At 67.1% G+C, this 18152-nt stretch carries 17 protein-coding genes and 1 tRNA gene; 5 read left to right on the top strand and 13 right to left on the bottom strand.

Annotated elements, in window-relative coordinates; all coding sequences use genetic code 11:
- Positions 1 to 7: 7 nt before the first annotated feature.
- Positions 8 to 3766, bottom strand: a complete 3759-nt coding sequence (gene metH, locus A5658_RS02680; protein ID WP_067330831.1) for a methionine synthase — start codon at positions 3764 to 3766, stop codon at positions 8 to 10.
- 254 nt (positions 3767 to 4020) lie between these two features.
- Here metH and A5658_RS02675 point away from each other — a divergent pair, with 254 nt between their 5' ends.
- Positions 4021 to 4899, top strand: a complete 879-nt coding sequence (locus A5658_RS02675) for a PAC2 family protein (RefSeq protein WP_067330898.1) — start codon at positions 4021 to 4023, stop codon at positions 4897 to 4899.
- Here A5658_RS02675 and A5658_RS02670 read toward each other — a convergent pair.
- The 9 genes from A5658_RS02670 to A5658_RS02630 all read right to left on the bottom strand — a co-directional run bounded on the left by A5658_RS02670 (position 4896) and on the right by A5658_RS02630 (position 11839).
- The gene (locus A5658_RS02670) at positions 4896 to 5777 is read right to left on the bottom strand and encodes an SDR family oxidoreductase (RefSeq protein WP_067330829.1); all 882 of its coding nucleotides are present in this window, start codon (positions 5775 to 5777) and stop codon (positions 4896 to 4898) included. The two genes, A5658_RS02675 and A5658_RS02670, sit on opposite strands and share 4 nt — an antisense overlap.
- A gap of 29 nt (positions 5778 to 5806) precedes the next feature.
- Positions 5807 to 7048, bottom strand: coding sequence for a cysteine--1-D-myo-inosityl 2-amino-2-deoxy-alpha-D-glucopyranoside ligase (gene mshC, locus A5658_RS02665; RefSeq protein WP_067330825.1), 1242 nt, complete (start codon positions 7046 to 7048; stop codon positions 5807 to 5809).
- A gap of 123 nt (positions 7049 to 7171) precedes the next feature.
- Positions 7172 to 7942 (bottom strand): 3'(2'),5'-bisphosphate nucleotidase CysQ, encoded by a 771-nt coding sequence (locus tag A5658_RS02660; protein WP_067330823.1) that lies wholly within the window; start codon positions 7940 to 7942, stop codon positions 7172 to 7174.
- A 22-nt stretch (positions 7943 to 7964) separates the two neighbouring features.
- Positions 7965 to 8471, bottom strand: a complete 507-nt coding sequence (locus A5658_RS02655) for a DUF2505 domain-containing protein (protein ID WP_067330821.1) — start codon at positions 8469 to 8471, stop codon at positions 7965 to 7967.
- A 6-nt stretch (positions 8472 to 8477) separates the two neighbouring features.
- The gene (locus A5658_RS02650) at positions 8478 to 9293 is read right to left on the bottom strand and encodes an SCO1664 family protein (protein WP_067330819.1); all 816 of its coding nucleotides are present in this window, start codon (positions 9291 to 9293) and stop codon (positions 8478 to 8480) included.
- The gene (locus A5658_RS02645; protein WP_067330816.1) at positions 9277 to 9864 is read right to left on the bottom strand and encodes a DUF3090 domain-containing protein; all 588 of its coding nucleotides are present in this window, start codon (positions 9862 to 9864) and stop codon (positions 9277 to 9279) included. The genes A5658_RS02650 and A5658_RS02645 overlap by 17 nt, the downstream gene beginning before the upstream one ends.
- Positions 9865 to 9932: 68 nt before the next feature.
- Complete coding sequence (locus A5658_RS02640; RefSeq protein WP_067330814.1) at positions 9933 to 10625, bottom strand: histidine phosphatase family protein; 693 nt, start codon at positions 10623 to 10625, stop codon at positions 9933 to 9935.
- The gene (locus A5658_RS02635; RefSeq protein WP_067330896.1) at positions 10622 to 11452 is read right to left on the bottom strand and encodes an undecaprenyl-diphosphate phosphatase; all 831 of its coding nucleotides are present in this window, start codon (positions 11450 to 11452) and stop codon (positions 10622 to 10624) included. The genes A5658_RS02640 and A5658_RS02635 overlap by 4 nt, the downstream gene beginning before the upstream one ends.
- 72 nt (positions 11453 to 11524) lie before the next feature.
- Positions 11525 to 11839 (bottom strand): hypothetical protein, encoded by a 315-nt coding sequence (locus tag A5658_RS02630; protein WP_067330812.1) that lies wholly within the window; start codon positions 11837 to 11839, stop codon positions 11525 to 11527.
- Positions 11840 to 12031: 192 nt separating this feature from the next.
- Between A5658_RS02630 and A5658_RS02625 the strand changes: the two genes are divergently transcribed.
- Genes A5658_RS02625 through A5658_RS02615 form a run of 3 tightly spaced genes read left to right on the top strand, consistent with a single transcriptional unit; the run spans position 12032 to position 14360 of the window.
- The gene (locus tag A5658_RS02625; protein WP_369830475.1) at positions 12032 to 13027 is read left to right on the top strand and encodes a YncE family protein; all 996 of its coding nucleotides are present in this window, start codon (positions 12032 to 12034) and stop codon (positions 13025 to 13027) included.
- Complete coding sequence (locus tag A5658_RS02620; RefSeq protein ID WP_067330807.1) at positions 13024 to 13275, top strand: DUF5703 family protein; 252 nt, start codon at positions 13024 to 13026, stop codon at positions 13273 to 13275. The genes A5658_RS02625 and A5658_RS02620 overlap by 4 nt, the downstream gene beginning before the upstream one ends.
- 2 nt (positions 13276 to 13277) lie before the next feature.
- Positions 13278 to 14360 carry a quinone-dependent dihydroorotate dehydrogenase gene (locus A5658_RS02615; RefSeq protein ID WP_369830474.1) on the top strand — a complete coding sequence of 361 codons (1083 nt, stop codon included), beginning with the start codon at positions 13278 to 13280 and terminating at the stop codon, positions 14358 to 14360.
- A gap of 3 nt (positions 14361 to 14363) precedes the next feature.
- On the opposite strand, the gene A5658_RS02610 is transcribed toward A5658_RS02615, so the two are convergent.
- The gene (locus A5658_RS02610; protein ID WP_067330805.1) at positions 14364 to 14894 is read right to left on the bottom strand and encodes a YbhB/YbcL family Raf kinase inhibitor-like protein; all 531 of its coding nucleotides are present in this window, start codon (positions 14892 to 14894) and stop codon (positions 14364 to 14366) included.
- Between the two features lie 25 nt (positions 14895 to 14919).
- Complete coding sequence (locus A5658_RS02605; protein ID WP_067330803.1) at positions 14920 to 16263, bottom strand: M20/M25/M40 family metallo-hydrolase; 1344 nt, start codon at positions 16261 to 16263, stop codon at positions 14920 to 14922.
- A 106-nt stretch (positions 16264 to 16369) separates the two neighbouring features.
- On the opposite strand from A5658_RS02605, the gene A5658_RS02600 reads away from it, so the two are divergent.
- Positions 16370 to 16455: transfer RNA gene (locus A5658_RS02600), tRNA-Leu, on the top strand.
- Here the strand turns inward: A5658_RS02600 and A5658_RS27285 are convergent.
- The gene (locus A5658_RS27285) at positions 16437 to 18083 is read right to left on the bottom strand and encodes a recombinase family protein (RefSeq protein WP_082992896.1); all 1647 of its coding nucleotides are present in this window, start codon (positions 18081 to 18083) and stop codon (positions 16437 to 16439) included. The two genes, A5658_RS02600 and A5658_RS27285, sit on opposite strands and share 19 nt — an antisense overlap.
- Positions 18084 to 18152 lie beyond the last annotated feature (69 nt).

Below are 18152 nucleotides of genomic sequence, written 5' to 3'. Positions count from 1 at the left end.
TTGGTGCTCAGTCTTCCGGGTTGTAGCCGAGGTTGGGCGCAAGCCAGCGCTCGGCTTCCTGCAAGGTCCAGCCTTTGCGCTTCGCGTAATCGGCGACTTGGTCCTGGGCCATCCGACCCACCACGAAGTATTGCGACTGCGGGTGCGAGAAATACCAGCCGCTGACGGCGGCACCGGGCCACATCGCCATCGACTCGGTCAACTCGATGCCGGTGCGCCGCTGGACGTCCATCAGCTTCCAGAGCGTCACCTTTTCGGTGTGCTCCGGGCAGGCCGGGTAGCCGGGTGCCGGACGGATTCCGCGGTACTTTTCGCCGATGAGTTCCTCGTTGTCCAAATGCTCGTCCGGCTGAAATCCCCAGAACTCCTTGCGGACCCGCTGGTGCATCCGTTCGGCGAAGGCCTCGGCCAGCCTGTCGGCGACGGACTCCAGCAGGATCGCGCTGTAGTCGTCGAGGTCCGCCTTGAACTCGGCGATCTTCTCCTGGCTGCCTAACCCCGCGGTGACAGCGAAGGCGCCGACGTAATCCCGGAGGCCCGTTTCTTTGGGGGCGATGTAGTCGCCCAACGACCGATTCGGGATGCCTTCTCGGTGCTCACCCTGCTGGCGCAGGTTGTGCAATGTGGTGAGCACCTCGGCGCGGGTGTCGTCGGTGTAGACCTCGATGTCGTCGCCGACCGCGTTCGCGGGGAAGAAACCGATCACGCCGTTGGCCGTCAGCCACTTCTCCTTGATCAGGGTGTCGAGCATCTGCTGGGCGTCGTCGTACAGCTTGCGGGCCGCCTCACCCGAGGCCGGGTTGTTGAGGATGTCGGGGAACCTGCCCTTCATCTCCCAGGCGTTGAAGAACGGCTGCCAGTCGATGTACTCCCGCAACTCGGCGAGATCGTAATCCAGGAATTCGCGCACGCCGAGGCCTTGCGCGGGCACCGGCGGCGTGTAGCCGTCCCACTCGATCGGCGTCCGGTTGGCGCGCGCCTTCTCCAGCGTCAGCATCGGCCGCTCGTTCTTCTGCGCGTGCCGTTCCCGAAGGGACGCGTAGTCCTTCGCGGTGGCCTCCAGCAGAGCCGGGCGCTGCTTGTCGTCGAGCAACGCGGCCGCGACCGGCACCGAACGGGAGGCGTCCTTGACCCAGACCACCGGCCCGCTGCGACGCGGCGCCACCTTCACGGCGGTGTGGGCGCGCGAGGTGGTCGCCCCGCCGATCAGCAGCGGGATCTCCAGCCCCTCGCGTTCCATCTCGGCGGCGAAGTTGACCATCTCGTCCAGCGACGGGGTGATCAAGCCGGACAGCCCGATGATGTCGGCGTCGTGCTCCTTCGCCGCGTCCAGGATCTTGCTCGCGGGCACCATCACCCCGAGGTCGATCACCTCGTAGTTGTTGCACTGCAACACGACCCCGACGATGTTCTTGCCGATGTCGTGGACGTCGCCCTTCACCGTCGCCATCACGATCGTGCCGTTGGTGTCCTTGGATGCGTTGCCGGACTCTTCCTTCTCGGCCTCGATGAACGGCAGCAGGTACGCGACGGCCTTCTTCATCACCCGGGCCGACTTCACCACCTGGGGCAGAAACATCTTGCCCGAGCCGAAGAGGTCACCGACGACGTTCATGCCGTCCATCAGCGGGCCCTCGATCACCTCGATCGGGCGACCGCCCGCGTCGGCGATCTCGGCCCGCAACTCCTCGGTGTCGGCATCGACGTGGGCGTCGATGCCCTTGACCAGGGCGTGGGTGATCCGTTCGCGCACCGGGAGGCCGCGCCACTCGGCCGCCGCGGGGTCGTCGGCCTTCTCCGAGCTGTTGAACCGCTCGGCGATCTCCAGCAGCCGTTCGGCCGCATCCTCACGACGGTTCAGCACCACGTCTTCGATGCGCTCCCGCAGCTCGGGATCGATCGAGTCGTAGGGCACCAGCGCGCCGGCGTTGACGATGCCCATGTCCAGGCCGGCCTTGATGGCGTGGAACAGGAACACCGAGTGGATCGCCTCGCGGACGGGGTTGTTGCCCCTAAACGAGAACGACACGTTGGAGATGCCGCCGGAGATGTGCACGCCGGGCAGGTTTTCCTTGATCCAGGCGCAGGCCTCGATGAAGTCGATCCCGTAGGTCGCGTGCTCCTCGATGCCGGTGGCCAGCGCGAAGCAGTTCGGGTCGAAGATGATGTCCTCGGCGGGGAAGCCGACCTCTTCGGTCAGGATCCGGTAGGCGCGCCCGCAGATCTCCTTGCGGCGTTCCAGGTTGTCGGCCTGGCCCTGTTCATCGAACGCCATCACCACGACGGCGGCGCCGTACTTGCGGCACAGCCTGGCCTCGCGGATGAACTTCTCCTCGCCCTCCTTCATGGAGATCGAGTTGACGATCGGCTTGCCCTGCACGTTCTTCAGGCCCGCCTCGATGACGTCCCACTTGGACGAGTCGATCATCACCGGGACGCGGCTGATGTCCGGCTCGGCCGCGATCAGCTTGGTAAACCGGTCCATCGCGGCGACGCCGTCGATCATGCCCTCGTCCATGTTGATGTCGATGACCTGCGCACCGACCTCCACCTGCTGCAGCGCGACCGACAGCGCGGTGTCGTAGTCCTCGGCCTTGATCAAGTTGCGGAACCGGGCGGAGCCGGTGATGTTGGTGCGCTCACCGATGTTGACGAACAGGGAGTCGTCGGTGATGTTGAGCGGCTCCAGGCCCGAGAGCCGGGTGGCCACCTCGATCTCGGGCACCTGGCGTTGCGGCTTGCCCTCGACCACCTTGGCGATCTCGGCGATGTGCGCCGGCGTCGTTCCGCAGCACCCACCGACGAGGTTGACCAGGCCGGCCTCGGCGAAGTCGGCGATGTAGCCGGCCTGACGCTCCGGGGACTCGTCGTATTCGCCAAAGGCGTTGGGCAGACCCGCATTCGGGTAGCAGGAGACGAAGGTGTCCGCGATCCGCGACACTTCCGCGATGTAGGGCCGCATCTCCGGCGCGCCCAGCGCGCAGTTGAGGCCGACCGCGAGTGGCTTCGCGTGCCTGATCGCATTCCAGAATGCTTCGGTGACCTGACCGGACAGTGTGCGGCCGGAGGCGTCGGTGATGGTGCCCGAGATGATCAACGGCCAGCGGCGGCCGCGGTTCTCGAACAGCGTCTCGACGGCGAACACCGCCGCCTTGGCGTTCAGCGAGTCGAAGATCGTCTCGATGATGAGCAGGTCGGCGCCGCCGTCGACCAGGCCGTTGGCGGATTCGAGGTAGGCGGCGACCAGCTGGTCGTAGGAGACGTTGCGAGCCCCGGGATCGTTGACGTCCGGCGAGATCGACGCGGTTCGCGTCGTCGGCCCGAGGGCACCGGCCACGTAGCGCGGCTTCTCCGGGGTGCTGAATTCGTCGGCGGCCTTGCGGGCCAGCGCGGCGCCGGCGTAGTTCAGCTCGTAGCTCAGCTCGGCCATGTCGTAGTCGGAGAGCGAGATCGCGTTCGCATTGAACGTGTTGGTCTCCAGGATGTCGGCGCCCGCCTCGAGGTACTCGCGGTGGATCCCCTCGATGATCTGCGGCTGCGTCAGTGTGAGCAGGTCGTTGTTGCCCACCAGATCGCTCGGCCAGTCCTTGAACCGCTCACCGCGGTAACCGGTCTCGTCCGGCCGGTCCCGCTGGATCGCGGTACCCATCGCCCCGTCGATCACCATGATCCGCTGGCGCAGCGCTGCCGTCAGTTCGTCGGTGCAGTCCGGGCGGATGTTCGGCGCAAAATTCTGCTTTGCGGAGCTCACATGCAGTCCTTCCATAACGGAAGGCGTCCTTGACTCTGCCGAGCGTGGCGGCTACCGGCTTTGACCCGGAACCGTTGCAACGCCTCTCGACCAGAAAAGTCTACGTTGTCACCCGACGTCTGGACGCCCAGCTCGACCCGACCCGCGGATCTTGTCGGCAATGTCGTAATTACCCAGGGTAACGAGATTGCCGCCGAACGTATTTCGTCTTCTGCAAAATGGCCGCTGCTCTGCGCGCCGCGAGCTGCGTCACGCCGTACGCTAATTGCGTGACCTCGCCGGATGTCAGCTCCTCGTTCCCCGACCTGCACAACACGATCGTCGTGGCTGCGTTCGAGGGCTGGAATGACGCCGGCGACGCGGCCAGCGACGCGCTCGAGCACCTGGATGCCATCTGGGAGGCCGATCCAATCCTCGAAATCGACGACGAGGCGTACTACGACTACCAGGTGAACCGCCCGGTCATCCGGCAGGTCGACGGCGTGACGCGGGAGCTGGTGTGGCCGTCGATGCGGATCTCGCACTGCCGCCCGCCGGGCGCCGATCGCGACATCGTGCTGATGCACGGCGTCGAGCCGAACATGCGGTGGCGGACCTTCTGCGCCGAGCTGCTGGCCGTCGCCGACAAGCTCAACGTCGACACCGTGGTGATCCTGGGTGCCCTGCTGGCCGACACGCCGCACACCCGACCGGTGCCGGTGTCCGGGGCCGCCTACTCCCCCGAGTCGGCGCGGCGCTTCGGCCTGCAGGAGACCCGGTACGAGGGACCGACCGGCATCGCCGGGGTGTTCCAGGACGCCTGCGTCGCTGCCGGGATCCCTGCCGTCACGTTCTGGGCGGCGGTCCCGCACTACGTGTCGCAGCCGCCCAACCCGAAGGCGACGGTCGCGCTGCTGCGCCGCGTCGAGGAGGTGCTCGACATCGAGGTTCCGCTGGCCGACCTGCCCGCCCAGGCCGAGGAGTGGGAGCAGGCGGTCACCGAGATGACGACTGACGACGACGAAATCGCTGAATACGTGCAGAGTTTGGAGCAGCGCGGGGACGCCGAGGTCGACATGACCGAGGCGCTGGGCAAGATCGACGGCGACGCGCTGGCCGCGGAGTTCGAGCGCTACCTGCGACGCCGTCGACCGGGCTTCGGGCGCTAGGGCTTATCGAGCTGCTGGGTGTGCGCGCTGACCGACCGGCCGAGCGCGGCAACCTCGGCGTCCATCCGGGCCACCTGCCCACCGGCGGTCTTGAGGATCGGGCCCTCCCCGAACGGTGTCGACAGGAACGGCTTCATCCACCGGAACACCCCCACCCAGCCCGGGCAGTACACGCGTTTCTTGCGGTGCTCGATGCCGTCGACGAACGCCGCGGCGCACTTGTCCACCGACGTCGTCTTGTTCAGCGGCCACGGGAACTTCGCCAGCTGCTCACGGAACACCGGCAGATCCTTCTGGGTGTCGCGGACCAGCGCCGTGTCGATCCAGGACATGTGCGCCGATCCGACCGCAACCCCGAGGTGGGCGACTTCGAGCCGAAGCGCATGCGCGAGATGCTCGTTGCCCGCTTTGGACATGTCGTAGGGCGCCATGCCGGGCGCCGCGGTGAACGCGGCCAGCGACGAGACCACCAACACGTAACCCTTGCGTTCGATGATCGACGGCAAGGCGGCGCGCACGGTGTGAAAAACGCCGAGCAGGTTGACGTCGAGCACCCGCTTGACCGCGTCGGGGTCGACGTGCAGCACCGAGCCGTAGCTGGCGATACCGGCGTTGGCGACGACGGTGTCGATACCGCCGAACCTCTCGACGGCCTGCGCCGCCGCGGCCTGCATGGCCTCGAGATCGCGGACGTCGGCCACGACGGTCAGCACATGCTCGTCGCCGCCGAACTCGGCGGCCCGCTCGGCCAGGGCGCCCGCGTCCAGGTCGGTCAGCACCAGCTTGGCGCCCTTGGCGTGCAGGCGGCGGGCCACCTCGGCCCCGATGCCCTGGCCTCCACCGGTAATGAATACGACTTGCGAGTTCAATGGCGTCATGGCGGGCAACCTACCCGCACCAGCCGCACTCAGGACAATTCCACTCCAAGTAGCGCATCGGCCATGGCCGCCACGACGCGCGGCGCGTCGGCGTCGTGACCGCCGTACTCCACCGCATCAGTTGTCCAACCATCAAGTGCGGCAAGCGCTTTGGGTGTATTAAGATCGTCGGCCAGATACTGGCGAACCCGGGCGACCACGTCGGTGGCGTCCGGGCCGGCCGCCAGGGCGGTCGCTGCTCGCCAGCGCTGCAGCCGGGCCTGAGCGTCGTCGAGCACCTGCGGCGTCCATTCGCGGTCGGCCCGGTAGTGCCCGGCCAGCAGGCCCAGCCGAATCGCGGCGGGCTCGACACCCTCCGCACGCAAACCCGACACCAGGACCAGGTTGCCTCGGCTCTTCGACATCTTGTGGCCGTCCCAGCCGATCATGCCGGCGTGGACGTAGTGTCCGGCGAATCGTCTTTCGCCGCTGACCGATTCGGCGTGCGCGGCGGTGAACTCGTGGTGCGGGAAGATCAGGTCGCTGCCGCCGCCCTGGATGTCGAGACCGCTGCCGATGCGGCTGAGCGCGATCGCGGCGCATTCGACGTGCCAGCCCGGGCGGCCGGCGCCGAACGGCGACTGCCAACTCGGTTCGCCGGGCCGCGCGGCGCGCCACAGCAGCGCGTCGAGCTGATCGGTCTTGCCCGACCGGTCCGGGTCGCCGCCGCGTTCGGCGAACAGGGCAAGCATGGTGTCGCGGTCGTAGCCGGACTCGTAGCCGAACTGCAGGGTGGCGTCGGCGCGGAAGTAGACGTCGGGGAATTCGGCGTCCTCGACTGTGTAGGCGGCCCCCGAGGCCAGCATTTTCTCGACGAGCTCGATGACCTCGGCGACCGAGTCGGTGGCTGCGACGTATTCGCGTGGCGGCAGCACCCGCAGCGCGGTCATGTCCGCGCGATACAGCTCGACCTCGCGGGCGGCCAGGTCGCGCCAGTCGATGCCGTCGCGGTTGGCCCGCTCGAACAGGGGGTCGTCGACATCGGTGACGTTCTGCACGTAGTGCACGTCGTGGCCGAGATCGCGCCAGATCCGGTGGATCAGGTCGAACGCGAGGTAGGTGGCTGCGTGGCCGAGGTGGGTGGCGTCATAGGGCGTGATGCCGCAGACGTACATGCTGGCTGTCGGCCCGGCCGAGACCGGGCGAACCTGGCGGTCGGCGCTGTCGTAGAGCCGCAACTCCGGGCCGCGTCCGGGCAGCTCCGGTAGCGGGGCGGCCTGCCAGGATTGCATAGCGCCAACTTTAGGTGGGCCGACCGTGCAGCCCGTGGAGCGGGCCGCAGAAACCCCAGGCTGCGCGGACGTCAACATGCCATCGGCAACTGCTGGCAGGGGGCTGAAAATTCCTGCGCCGGTTCAACTGGCCAGCCGGATCGCGCCCAGCAACAGATCCGCGAGTTCGGCGCGACACATCAAGAAGTCGGGCAGATACGGGTCGGGCCGGTTGTAGATCATCTCGGAGCCGTCCAGCCGCGACGCGTGCATTCCGGCGGCCAGGATCACGCCCGCCGGGGCCGCCGAATCCCACTCCCACTGCCCGCCGGCGTGGATGTAGGCATCGGCGTCGCCGCGGATCACCGACATCGCTTTGGCGCCGGCCGAGCCGATCCGGACGAACTCCACGTCGAGCTGACGGGCCAGGTAGTACAGCACCGCCGGCGGACGATTGGAGCTGGCGGTGATCCGGATCGGGCCGGAAAGCGTTGTGGTGGGCGCGGTTACGGTGTCGCTGCGATGCAACTCCCCCATCGCCGGCAGGGCGACCGCGGCGTCGGTGATCGCGCCGTTGGGTCCGCCGTTGCGCTGCCACAACGCGACGTGCACGGCCCAGTCGTCGCGGCCCTCCCAGGAGAATTCGCGCGTTCCGTCCAGCGGGTCGACGATCCAGACCCGGTCGGACTGCAGCCGGTTCAGGTCGTCGTACGCCTCTTCGCTGAGCACCGCGTCGCCGGGTCGCTCGGCATGGATTCGCTTGAGCAGTAACGCGTTGGCCTGGCTGTCGCCCTCGTCGCCGAGCAGCCACGGGTGGTGGAAACCGACCCGATCGCGAACCTGCAGTAGCAGCTTTCCCGCCTCTTCGGCAAGGTCGGCGGCCAGCGCCGCGTCGCTGAGAGGCTCGGAGGTCACCGGTCCAGTATCGCTGACGACCTCAGCGGTTCGTCACGATCCAGTCGTTGGTGAAGCGTTGGACCGCCCTGATCTCGTCGCCGAGCCGGCTGACGATGAAGTTCTCCACCTGACCGCCGACAAGCGGGATGCTCACCCGCACCTTGGTGCTGAACTCCATCCGCGATCCCGTTTTTACCGGCACCAAAAACACCTCGCCGGCCGCGGCTACCGGCGCCCCCGGCACCTTTACCGTGATCACACCGCGCGCGGTGCCGTCGCCCGCCGGGCGCCAGGTTTCGGTGCGAGCCATTGTGAAGTCGCCGGGGACCAACGCGGTCACCACTTTCGGCAGTCGACTGGCGAAAAGGTTGACGGTCAACGCCGCCGACACTTTTCCGTCCGGATCGACGGTCAACCCATCCAGGGCGGCGGTGCCGCCGTCGAAGGCGGCCAGCCGCGCCCGCCAGTAGGCCTCATCGGTGAACGTTGCCAGGACTTCGTCGACCGAGACGGGAGCCTCCAGCGACAGCGACAGTGAGCGGGACATCGGCGACTAGAACGCGGGCCATGGAATCGGGCGGTGCCGGTCGGGGGTGGGCATCACCGGGTGCGCCAGCAGCACGCGCGCCCGCAGCCGTAGCGCGGCGATCTCCGCGCTGGTGATGTGCTCGGCGAGGGCGTCCCCGAGCGAGTCGGCCAGCCCGTCGACCAGACAGGACACCGCCTCCAACGTCTTGTCGTCGATTTTCTTGCCGGCCCATCCCCAGAGCACGGTGCGAAGCTTGTCCTCGACGTGCAGGCTCACCCCGTGGTCGACGCCGTAAACCTCGCCGTTGAGGCCGCGCAGCACGTGGCCACCCTTGCGGTCGGCGTTGTTGACCAGCACGTCGAACACCGCCATCCGCCACAGCCGAACGTCGTCGGCGTGCACCAGCTCGACCGGATCGCCGGCGTAGTCGTAGGCCCGCAGCACCGGAAGGTAGCCGGCCGGGCAGTTGTCGGCCGGAACCAGGTCGACCAGATCGAGCTCGGGCCCGGGTTCGGAGTCGGGCGTATCGCCCGGTTGGTCGATCCACAGCTGCAGCATCCCCGGGCCACCCGGACCGTGTCGAATGATGGTGTAGGGCACGATGTTCCAGCCGAGATGCGCTGAGACCAGGTAGGCGCCGAGCTCGCGGCCGGCCAGGGTGCCGTCGGGAAAGTCCCACAGCGGCTGCTCGCCGGCGATCGGCTTGTACACGCAATGCACGGTGTGGCCGCCCAGAGTCGCCTCGCACAGAAAGGTGGCGTTGCTCGCGGAGCGGATGCGTCCCAAGACCGTCAACTCACCGGTGCGCAGGACCTCGCGATCGTCAGGCCTCTGCGTCATCGTCCGGCCCGAGCAGCGCACTGCGCCGGTAGCCGTTCGTTCGCGCACAGATGTGTCCCTCGGCGTCCAGCGGCTCGTCGCACAGCGGGCAGGGCGGGCGGCCGGCGGAGATGACGGCGTTGGAACGGGTGGCGAACTCGCGGGCCGACTGCGGGGTAAGGAACACCCGCACGGCGTCGGGCCCTTCGTCGGTGTCGTCGAGCACCACCGACGCGTCGAACTCGGTGTCGCTGACGGCGAGCAGTTCGACGACCACGGTCTGGGCTTCGGAATCCCAGCCCAATCCCATCGTCCCGACCCGGAATTCCGCGTCGACGGGAGTCACCAGCGGGCTGAGGTCTTCCACCTTGTCGGTCTCGGGCGGAACCGGTGTGCCGAAGCGACGGTTGACCTCGACCAGCAGTGCGTCGATCCGCTCGGCGAGCACCGCGACTTGCTGTTTTTCCAGCACCACCGACACCACCCGGGCGTCGTGCACGGCCTGCAGATAGAACGTGCGGTTTCCGGGCTGCCCGACGGTCCCGGCGACGAATCGGTCGGGTGAGCGGAAGACGTGGATCGCACGAGACATGACACTTCCAAAATACCGGCTGATGCAGCGGAGTCGTAATTCCAGGGCAGGTCTTCGACGGCGACGGCTCAGTCCGTCGAACCGCCGACCACCGCATCGTGGGCTGGCGTGTCGCCCTCGGCAGCCGGTGGCGGCGTCAACGCGGACGTCAGGCTCGCCCCGGTGTGGTTGGAGTGCAGCACAAACGGGCGAAGACGGGTGTAGCGGATCACGCTCACCGACGCCGGGTCGGCCGAGATCCGCTGGAAACCATCCAGATGCACGCCCAGCGCATCGGCGACGACGGCCTTGATGACATCGCCGTGAGTACAAGCCAGCCACAGCACGTCGCCGTCGTTGTGCTCGGCCAGCTTCGCGTCGTGCTCACGGACAGCGGCGACGGCGCGCCTCTGCACCTCGGCCAGCCCCTCGCCGCCGGGGAACACCGCCGCGCTCGGGTGAGCCTGGACCACCGCCCACAGCGGCTCCTTGACCAGCTCGCCGAGTTTGCGCCCGGTCCACTCGCCGTAGTCGACCTCGGCAAGCCGGTCGTCGACGCTCACTTCGACACCCAGCGCAGCGGCCAGCGGCTCGACGGTCTGGCGGCACCGCACCAGCGGCGAGCTCACCACCGCGCGAATCGGCAACCCGTCGAGGCGGTCGACCAGCTCGGCGGCTTGCTGGCGACCCTTGTCGTCGAGCTCGACGCCCTCGGAGCGGCCTGCCAGGGTGTGCGCCGTGTTGGAGGTGGACCGGCCGTGCCTCAGCAGGATCACCGTCATACCGCACTCACCGCCCCGGTGGCCAGCAGGATCATCACGGCGACTCCAGCCACCACCCGATAGCCGACGAACCAATACATGCTGTGGCGCAACAGGAATCGCAAGAACCAGGCGACCGCGGCCAAGCCGACCACGAATGCGATCGCCATCGCCGCCACCAGTTGCGGGCCGGTCGCGCTCATGCCCTCCAGCACCGGGTGAAACGCGTCCGGTACCGAGAACAACCCCGATGCGAACACCGCCGGAATCGCCAGCAGGAAGCCGAACCTGGCGGACAATTCGCGCTCCAGGCCGAGGAACAGGCCTGCGCTGATCGTCGACCCCGACCGAGATACCCCGGGCACCAGCGCCAGCGTTTGGGCGACGCCCACGACGACGGCGTCGCGCCAGGTCAGTCGGTCGACATTGCGGCTCTGCCGCCCGAGACGTTCGGCCAGCGCGATCACCGCCGAGAACAGCACCAACGCCGTCGCGATCACCCACATGTTGCGCACGCCCGAGCGGATCTGGTCCTTGAACAGCAGGCCGAGCACGCAGATCGGGATCGTGCCGATGATGACGTACCAGCCCAGGCGGTAATCGACCCCGCGATGGGCCGGGTTCAGCAAGCCTTTGAACCACGCCGTGACGATTCGCACTATGTCACGGGCGAAGTACACCAAAACCGCTGCCTCAGTGCCCAATTGAGTCACGGCGGTGAACGAAGCACCGGCATCGTCGGCGAAGAAAAGCCGAGAAACAATCGCCAGGTGGCCGGAGGATGACACGGGCAGAAATTCGGTCAGGCCCTGCACCACGGCCAACACGACAACCTGCCACCACGACATCGCCTGCACCGCTTGCACGACGACGACCGTACCGGGTGACCGAAGTCGGGACGCGTAACAGCCCTGCGGTGTCTAGATGGACGCTTCGGCGAGGGCAACCGCGTCGCGGACCGCGGCACCCAGGCTGCGTTCGTCGGCGATGTCGACGTCGACCACATTTCGTCGCGCCGTGGCGACAACGTCCTCAGGTTGTGGAACCGGGCCCTTGAGCCGCGGCCGGTACACCTCGACCAGCAACGTCTGACCCTCGATGCAGAACGCGAAACTTCGGCCGTCGCCTACCTGGCCGAACCCGCTGGCCAGGATTTTGGTGGAAAAGACTCCGAGCCACATGTCCTCGATAGCAAACTCTCCGTCTGAGAATTGGCCATGTTCGGCAACGCTCATACGGTGACCATACCTCGCTGCATTCATTGGGCAACTCCCACAGACCCGAGCCGCGTCGACCAATGATCTCTAGGATCGAACTCCAATTGGACCACCCCTTTTACGCCGGCGAGCCCCCGATAACCTGAGAGTTACCCCGTGCCAGCAAACCGCAAACGCACCGCACATGTGCGTCGGATAGTTGCCATTGGCCTGCTGTTTTCACTCGTTGGCCCGACCGCGTGCTCCAAGAAGACGTTCGACGACCTGCCAGCCGGGGTCGCACCGGCGCAGGCGGCACAGTCTCCGCCGGTGACGCAGGCTCCCGCGGGGGTCGTCCGTGTACTCGAGGCTCGCGCGCAGACCGCGCTGTTCGACGGCCAGACCGGGCAACTGGCGATACTGGCTTTTGGACCTACCCCCGACGGGACGGCGAGCCTCGCCGTGATGGGGCCCCAGCAAACATCTGAGCGGGTGATACAGCTGCCGGGATCGGCAACCGGGATGGCCGGCGACAACGCCGGTTCGGTCTATCTGTCCACCCGAGGCGGCTATTTCGTGGTCGACCTGGCGGGGGGGCAGGCCACTCGGGTGAGCGTTCGTGATGCCGACCACGTCGACTTCAGCGCGATCACCCGTCGCGCGGACGGCACGGTGGTGCTGGGCACGGCCGACGGGACGCTGTATGCGCTGGGACCCGGTGCGACCGAGGCCAGCCGGACGGCCGTGCATGCGCACGTCGATTCGCTTGCCACTCAAGGAAATACCGTCGCAGTGCTGGATCGCGGGCAGACGTCGATTGTCACTGTCGGCGCCGACGGCCGCATCGGGCAGTCGCTGCGGGCCGGCCAGGGCGCGACGACCATGGTGGCCGACCCGGTGGGCCGGTTGCTGGTGGCGGACACCCGGGGCGGTCAACTGCTGGTATTCGGGGTCGATCCGCTGATCCTCCGGCAGGCCTACCCGGTCGCGGAGTCCCCATACGGCGTCGTCGGATCGCACGGCTTGGTCTGGGTGTCGCAGACTTCGGCGAATACTGTTATTGGTTACGATCTGTCAACCGGAATACCACTGGAAAAGGTACGGTACCCATCCGTGCGGCAACCCAACGCGCTGGCCTTCGACGATGCCGCGGGCACGTTATACGTGGTCTCGGGTGCCGGCGCGGGTGTCCAGACCATCGAGCACGCGGCGACGGGCGCGCGTTGACCGCGGCGCGGAACGGCAGAATGCCGGTGGAGTGGAACACCGACCTGTCCGACGAATACGAGTGGGCCCCTTTGCGTCTGCCGCCGGAAGTCACCCGGCTCAGCGCCTCGACCAGGCTGTCCATCGAAGCGGAGTATCGCGGTTGGGAGCTCACTCGGGTGCGGCTCTACACCGACGGAAGCAGACGGGTGTTGTTGCGCCGCAAGAAGTCTCGCGCTGACAACGTAGCCGATCAGCCGGACCTGTGACGGTGGCTTCGGAGACGGCAGCGACGTACGCAACGCTGCGCCAGTTGCTATTCCTGGTGCCCGCCGAACGCATCCACCGCATCGTCTTCGCCGGGCTTCGCGCCGCCACCGACGCCGAGCTGGCGCGGCGCCAACTGAGCCGTCGCCTCGCCCCAACCGACCCGGTGCTGGCGAGCACAGTCTTCGGCGTCCACTTCCCCGGCCCACTCGGTCTGGCCGCCGGCTTCGACAAGGACGGCACCGGCCTCAACGCCTGGGGCACACTGGGTTTCGGCTATGCCGAGGTGGGCACCGTCACCGCCCACGCGCAGCCCGGCAATCCCGCGCCGCGACTGTTCCGGCTACCCGAGGACCGCGCCCTGCTCAACCGAATGGGCTTCAACAACCACGGCGCCGCCGCGCTGGCCGCGAGGCTGGCCGCCCACCGGTCCGACGTCCCGATAGGCGTCAACATCGGCAAGACCAAGATCACCGCTGCCGAGGATGCCGCCGAGGACTATCGGGCCAGCGCGCGACTGGTCGGGCCCCATGCTGCGTACGTGGTGGTCAACGTCAGCTCGCCGAACACTCCGGGACTGCGAGACTTGCAGACAGTAGAGTCGCTGCGGTCGATCCTGTCGGCGGTGCTGGCGGAGACTTCGACACCTGTTCTGGTGAAGATCGCGCCCGACCTGGCCGATACCGACATCGACGACATCGCCGACCTGGCCGTGGAACTCGGCCTCGCAGGCATTGTCGCCACCAACACCACGGTGTCGCGCGACGGCCTGCGCACGCCCGGCGTCGAGCGGCTCGGTAGCGGCGGCATCTCCGGGCCGCCGGTTGCTCAGCGGGCCCGCGAAGTGCTGCGGCGCCTGTACGACCGCGTCGGCGACCGGCTGACCCTGATCAGTGTCGGCGGCATCGAGACCGTCGACGACGCCTGGGACCGGATCACCGCTGGAGCCTCACTGCTGCAGGGCTACACGGGCTTCATCTACGGCGGCGGCCTGTGGGCCAAGCACATTCACGACGGCCTGGCCTTAAGACTGCGCGACGGCGGATTCAGCTCGTTGAGCGATGCGGTGGGGTCGGCGACTCGCTAGGCGTTACTTCTGCTCGTAGGTCGCGTGGATCACCGCTCGCGCGATCGCGTGCTGAAAAAGGTTGAAGCCCAGGAACGCTGGACTGGCATCCTCCGGGAGGTCGAGCTTGTCGACGCCGACCGCGTGCACGGCGACGTAGTAGCGGTGCGGACCATGGCCCGCGGGCGGTGCCGCGCCGATGTAGCGACGTTGCCCCGCGTCGTTGACCAGCGTCAGGGCGTCGCCCGGCAGGTTGCTGCCGTCGCCCGCACCGGCCGGCAATTCGTGGACCGAGGCGGGCAGATTGGCCACCGCCCAGTGCCAGAAGCCAGACGCCGTCGGAGCATCCGGGTCATAGACGGTCACGGCGAAACTCTTTGTGCCGTCGGGGAATCCCGACCACGACAACTGCGGGCTGACGTCCTCGCCACCGGCTCCCATGATCCCGCTGACTTGCGGCTTGGCCAGCGCCTGCCCATCGGCGAAGGATTCCGACTCCAGCGTGAACGTCGGCAATTTCGGTAGCGCGGCGTATGGGTCGGGCGGTGTGGTCATGGTCGATCCCCTCTCGTGTTGACGGCTAGCAGTGCATCAGGAAATGTGCGAGCACCTCGGTGCCGAACCTCAATGCATCGACGGGTACCCGTTCGTCGATGCCGTGGAACAACGCCGCGAAGTCGAGGTCCGGCGGCAGCCGCAGCGGCGAGAAGCCGAAGCATCGAATACCCAAGCGCTCGAAGGCTTTTGCGTCGGTTCCACCGGACAGCATGTACGGCACGGTTCGGGCGTCGGGGTCGACGGTCAGCAGGGCCGCGTTCATCGCGTCGACGAGGTCGCCGTCGAACGTCGTCTCATACGACGGCAGGCTGGTCACCCACTCACGCGTTACATCGGGCCCGATCAGCTCGTCGACCTCGGCCTCGAAGGCGGCCAAGCGGCCAGGAAGAATCCGGCAATCCACGATCGCCTCTGCGGTGGCCGGCACCACGTTGGTTTTGTATCCGGCCTTGAGCATTGTCGGATTGGCGGTGTCGCGCAGTGTCGCTTTCACAATTCGCGCGATGGGCCCGAGTTTCTCGACAACCCCGTCCAGGTCGGGTGAGTCGACGTCGAAGGTCAATCCGGTTTCTTCGCCGACGGCGGTCAAGAATTGCACGACGCTGTCGGTCGGCACTAACGGAAAAACGTGCCGGCCCAGCCTTGCCACTGCCTCGGCGAGGGTGGTGACCGCGTTATGGTCGTGGACCATCGACCCGTGGCCTGGTCGGCCGTGCGCGGTCAGCCGCATCCAATGCATGCTCTTCTCGGCGGTCTCGATCAGGTAGAGCCGTCGTTCGCCGCCGTCGCGCCGCGGAATGGTCAGCGAGAAGCCCCCGACCTCGCCGACCGCCTCGGTGATGCCCTCGAACAGGTCGGGCCGATTGTCCACCAGCCACTGCGACCCCCACTTGCCGCCGTTCTCCTCGTCGGCCACGAACGCGAACACCAGGTCGCGCGGCGGGACGATGCCGTTGCGCCGGAAATGCCTGGCCAGCACCAGCATCATGCCGACCATGTCCTTCATGTCGACCGCGCCGCGGCCCCACACGTAGCCGTCCTCGACGGCGCCGGAGAACGGGTGCACGCTCCACTCGGCAGGCTCGGCGGGCACCACGTCGAGGTGCCCGTGGATCAGCAGCGCGCCGCGTGAGCTGTCCGCGCCCTCCAGGCGGGCGAACACGTTGCCCCGGCCCGGTGCGCCCGATTCCAGGTATTCGGTCTGGTAGCCGACCTCCTCGAGCTGCGCGGCCACCCAGTGGGCGCATTCGGCTTCGCCCTTGGTGGTGTCGAGGTCGCCGGTGTTGGTGGTGTCGAACCGGATCAGCTTGCTGACCACGTCCACGACGTCGTCGATCGGAGTCTCGGCGGGCACCGTCACAGTCACTTTCCTACCATCGCCGTCGACGCCGCCGCGCGCCACACGGCTCGCCGGGCTGGTTTGGGCGCGGGGAGGAGATCCGATAGCCTTAGCTGCCAATTCATTGGCGTCGGTCCGAGTGGCGGAATGGCAGACGCGCTAGCTTGAGGTGCTAGTGCCCTACTAATGGGCGTGGGGGTTCAAGTCCCCCCTCGGACACATCCGGCGACACGACTCAGGTCGGCTGTCGCCGTGACTCGCCGCAGGTGCGGATCGTAATCTAGACGCAGACCCAAGCTTGCGTACACCTGAGCGCGTTCCGCCCCGGTTGCCGCACCGAGGATGGCCGACAGCCCGCCCAATTCTTCGACCAGCTGGCTGATCTGTGCGGCAGACATGACATGGGGCCGCTCCGTGCGCTCAAGACGTGCCCTCAGCTCGTCGCGCTCGGCCGTGCGACGACGCAACGCAGCAGTCAAGTCCTCAACGGCCACACCAGACTCCACGGCCGCGACCAAGGCGGCAACCTTGCTATTGACCTCGCTCAGCTCGCGCTGCAAGGCGGCGTGGCCAGTTCTCGCCGAGGGGTCCATCTCCTGCCCGCGGGCGAGGTCTTCTGGATCGGCCAGGGTGGCGATCCATTCGTCCAGTCGTGCGGTCACCTCGTCTTCCCGAAGATAGACGGTGCGCGGATGGTCACTCAGGTCCACAGGTACGGAACGCGACTTGCCCAGCTCACATCGGTAGAGGATGCGCGTTGTTTGCTTCCCTGGTCGGGCGGCACCCTGCATGCGGCGTCCACATGCGGCACAGAACAGCAGCCCGCGCAGCGCATATGGCACCGTCGATTCTCTGCTACACACAAGACCCGGACCCCGCCGCGCCTGCATCCGAAGTCGGACAGCCCGCGCCAGCTCGTCAGTGATCAGCGCTTCGTGCGTTCGCCGGTCAGGTGCGATCCAGTCGACCTCGTCACGCCACCGCATGCGAGTCTCGTACCCGGCAGCGACATCGTCGGGGTTGACCAAGACCTCGTATTTCTCCTGCTTGCCCCACACACGAATACCGCGGTACGCCGGGTTGTCGAGGATTGCGCGGATCGCCGAATGGGACCATCCGCGCGGATCACGGTGCCGGTTCCGCGCCGGGTCATATTGGCTTGGTGATGGCACTCCATCGTCGGTGAGCTGCTGTGCGATGAAGCGCAAGCCAGCACCATCGGCGTACATGCGGTAGATCCGCTCGACGACCGAACATGTCGCGGGGTCGGGTTCGAGACGATGGAGCCGCTGCCCAAGACTTGCCTTGGCAGGGTTGGGATGCGGGCCGGCATCGACGAGTCGATACCCGTACGGTGGGCGACCGCCGAGGTATCTGGTTGTGTCCTGCGCGAGTGCCGACATCGCGGTACGGACGCGCATCTGGATTCGTGCGCGTTCTCCCTTGCTCATACCGCCGAAGAGCGTCATCACGAGGTCGTGTGCCTCGGATCCGGGATCAACCGCTCCGCCGACTTCAGGCACCCATAGGCCAACCCCGTAGTGCGTGAGCACCGGGAAAGTGAGCGCAAATTGCGGTCCGTAGAACGCGCGAGCAGGTTCCCCGATCACCACGGCATCGAAGCCACGGTCACGAGAAGTGACATCTGCAAGCAGACGTGAAGCCTCCGGTCTGCGTTTCCAGGGAAGCGAACGGCTTTGACCTATATCGAAGTAGTCGACAGCGAGGACTCCGCCATGCGGAGTGATCAGATCGATGGCACGACGTTTCTGCCAGCTGCGGCTCGCCTCGGGATCTTGAGCGTCCTCGGTACTCACTCGGCCATAGAAAGCGAACCTGAGGCTCATGCCACTTCCCTTCGTGATCCGCGGGTCCGGTCCCGCACAGCCAGTATGACGTTTACCAGCGCGCGGTTG

The sequence above is a fragment of the Mycobacterium sp. 1245111.1 genome (assembly GCF_001673405.1).
Classification (GTDB): Bacteria; Actinomycetota; Actinomycetes; order Mycobacteriales; family Mycobacteriaceae; genus Mycobacterium.
Note: the sequence above shows the minus strand (reverse complement) of the source record. Positions and strands in the feature narration are given on the sequence as shown.

Excerpts from the sequence above, each read along its gene's own strand:
- metH (WP_067330831.1), bottom strand. The coding sequence starts at position 3,766 with ATGGAAGGACTGCATGTGAGCTCCGCAAAGCAGAATTTTGCGCCGAAC.
- A5658_RS02670 (WP_067330829.1), bottom strand. The coding sequence starts at position 5,777 with ATGACGCCATTGAACTCGCAAGTCGTATTCATTACCGGTGGAGGCCAG.
- mshC (WP_067330825.1), bottom strand. The coding sequence starts at position 7,048 with ATGCAATCCTGGCAGGCCGCCCCGCTACCGGAGCTGCCCGGACGCGGC.
- A5658_RS02655 (WP_067330821.1), bottom strand. The coding sequence starts at position 8,471 with ATGTCCCGCTCACTGTCGCTGTCGCTGGAGGCTCCCGTCTCGGTCGAC.
- A5658_RS02650 (WP_067330819.1), bottom strand. The coding sequence starts at position 9,293 with ATGACGCAGAGGCCTGACGATCGCGAGGTCCTGCGCACCGGTGAGTTG.
- A5658_RS02645 (WP_067330816.1), bottom strand. The coding sequence starts at position 9,864 with ATGTCTCGTGCGATCCACGTCTTCCGCTCACCCGACCGATTCGTCGCC.
- A5658_RS02640 (WP_067330814.1), bottom strand. The coding sequence starts at position 10,625 with ATGACGGTGATCCTGCTGAGGCACGGCCGGTCCACCTCCAACACGGCG.
- A5658_RS02635 (WP_067330896.1), bottom strand. The coding sequence starts at position 11,452 with ATGTCGTGGTGGCAGGTTGTCGTGTTGGCCGTGGTGCAGGGCCTGACC.
- A5658_RS02630 (WP_067330812.1), bottom strand. The coding sequence starts at position 11,839 with ATGAGCGTTGCCGAACATGGCCAATTCTCAGACGGAGAGTTTGCTATC.
- A5658_RS02610 (WP_067330805.1), bottom strand. The coding sequence starts at position 14,894 with ATGACCACACCGCCCGACCCATACGCCGCGCTACCGAAATTGCCGACG.
- A5658_RS27285 (WP_082992896.1), bottom strand. The coding sequence starts at position 18,083 with ATGAGCCTCAGGTTCGCTTTCTATGGCCGAGTGAGTACCGAGGACGCT.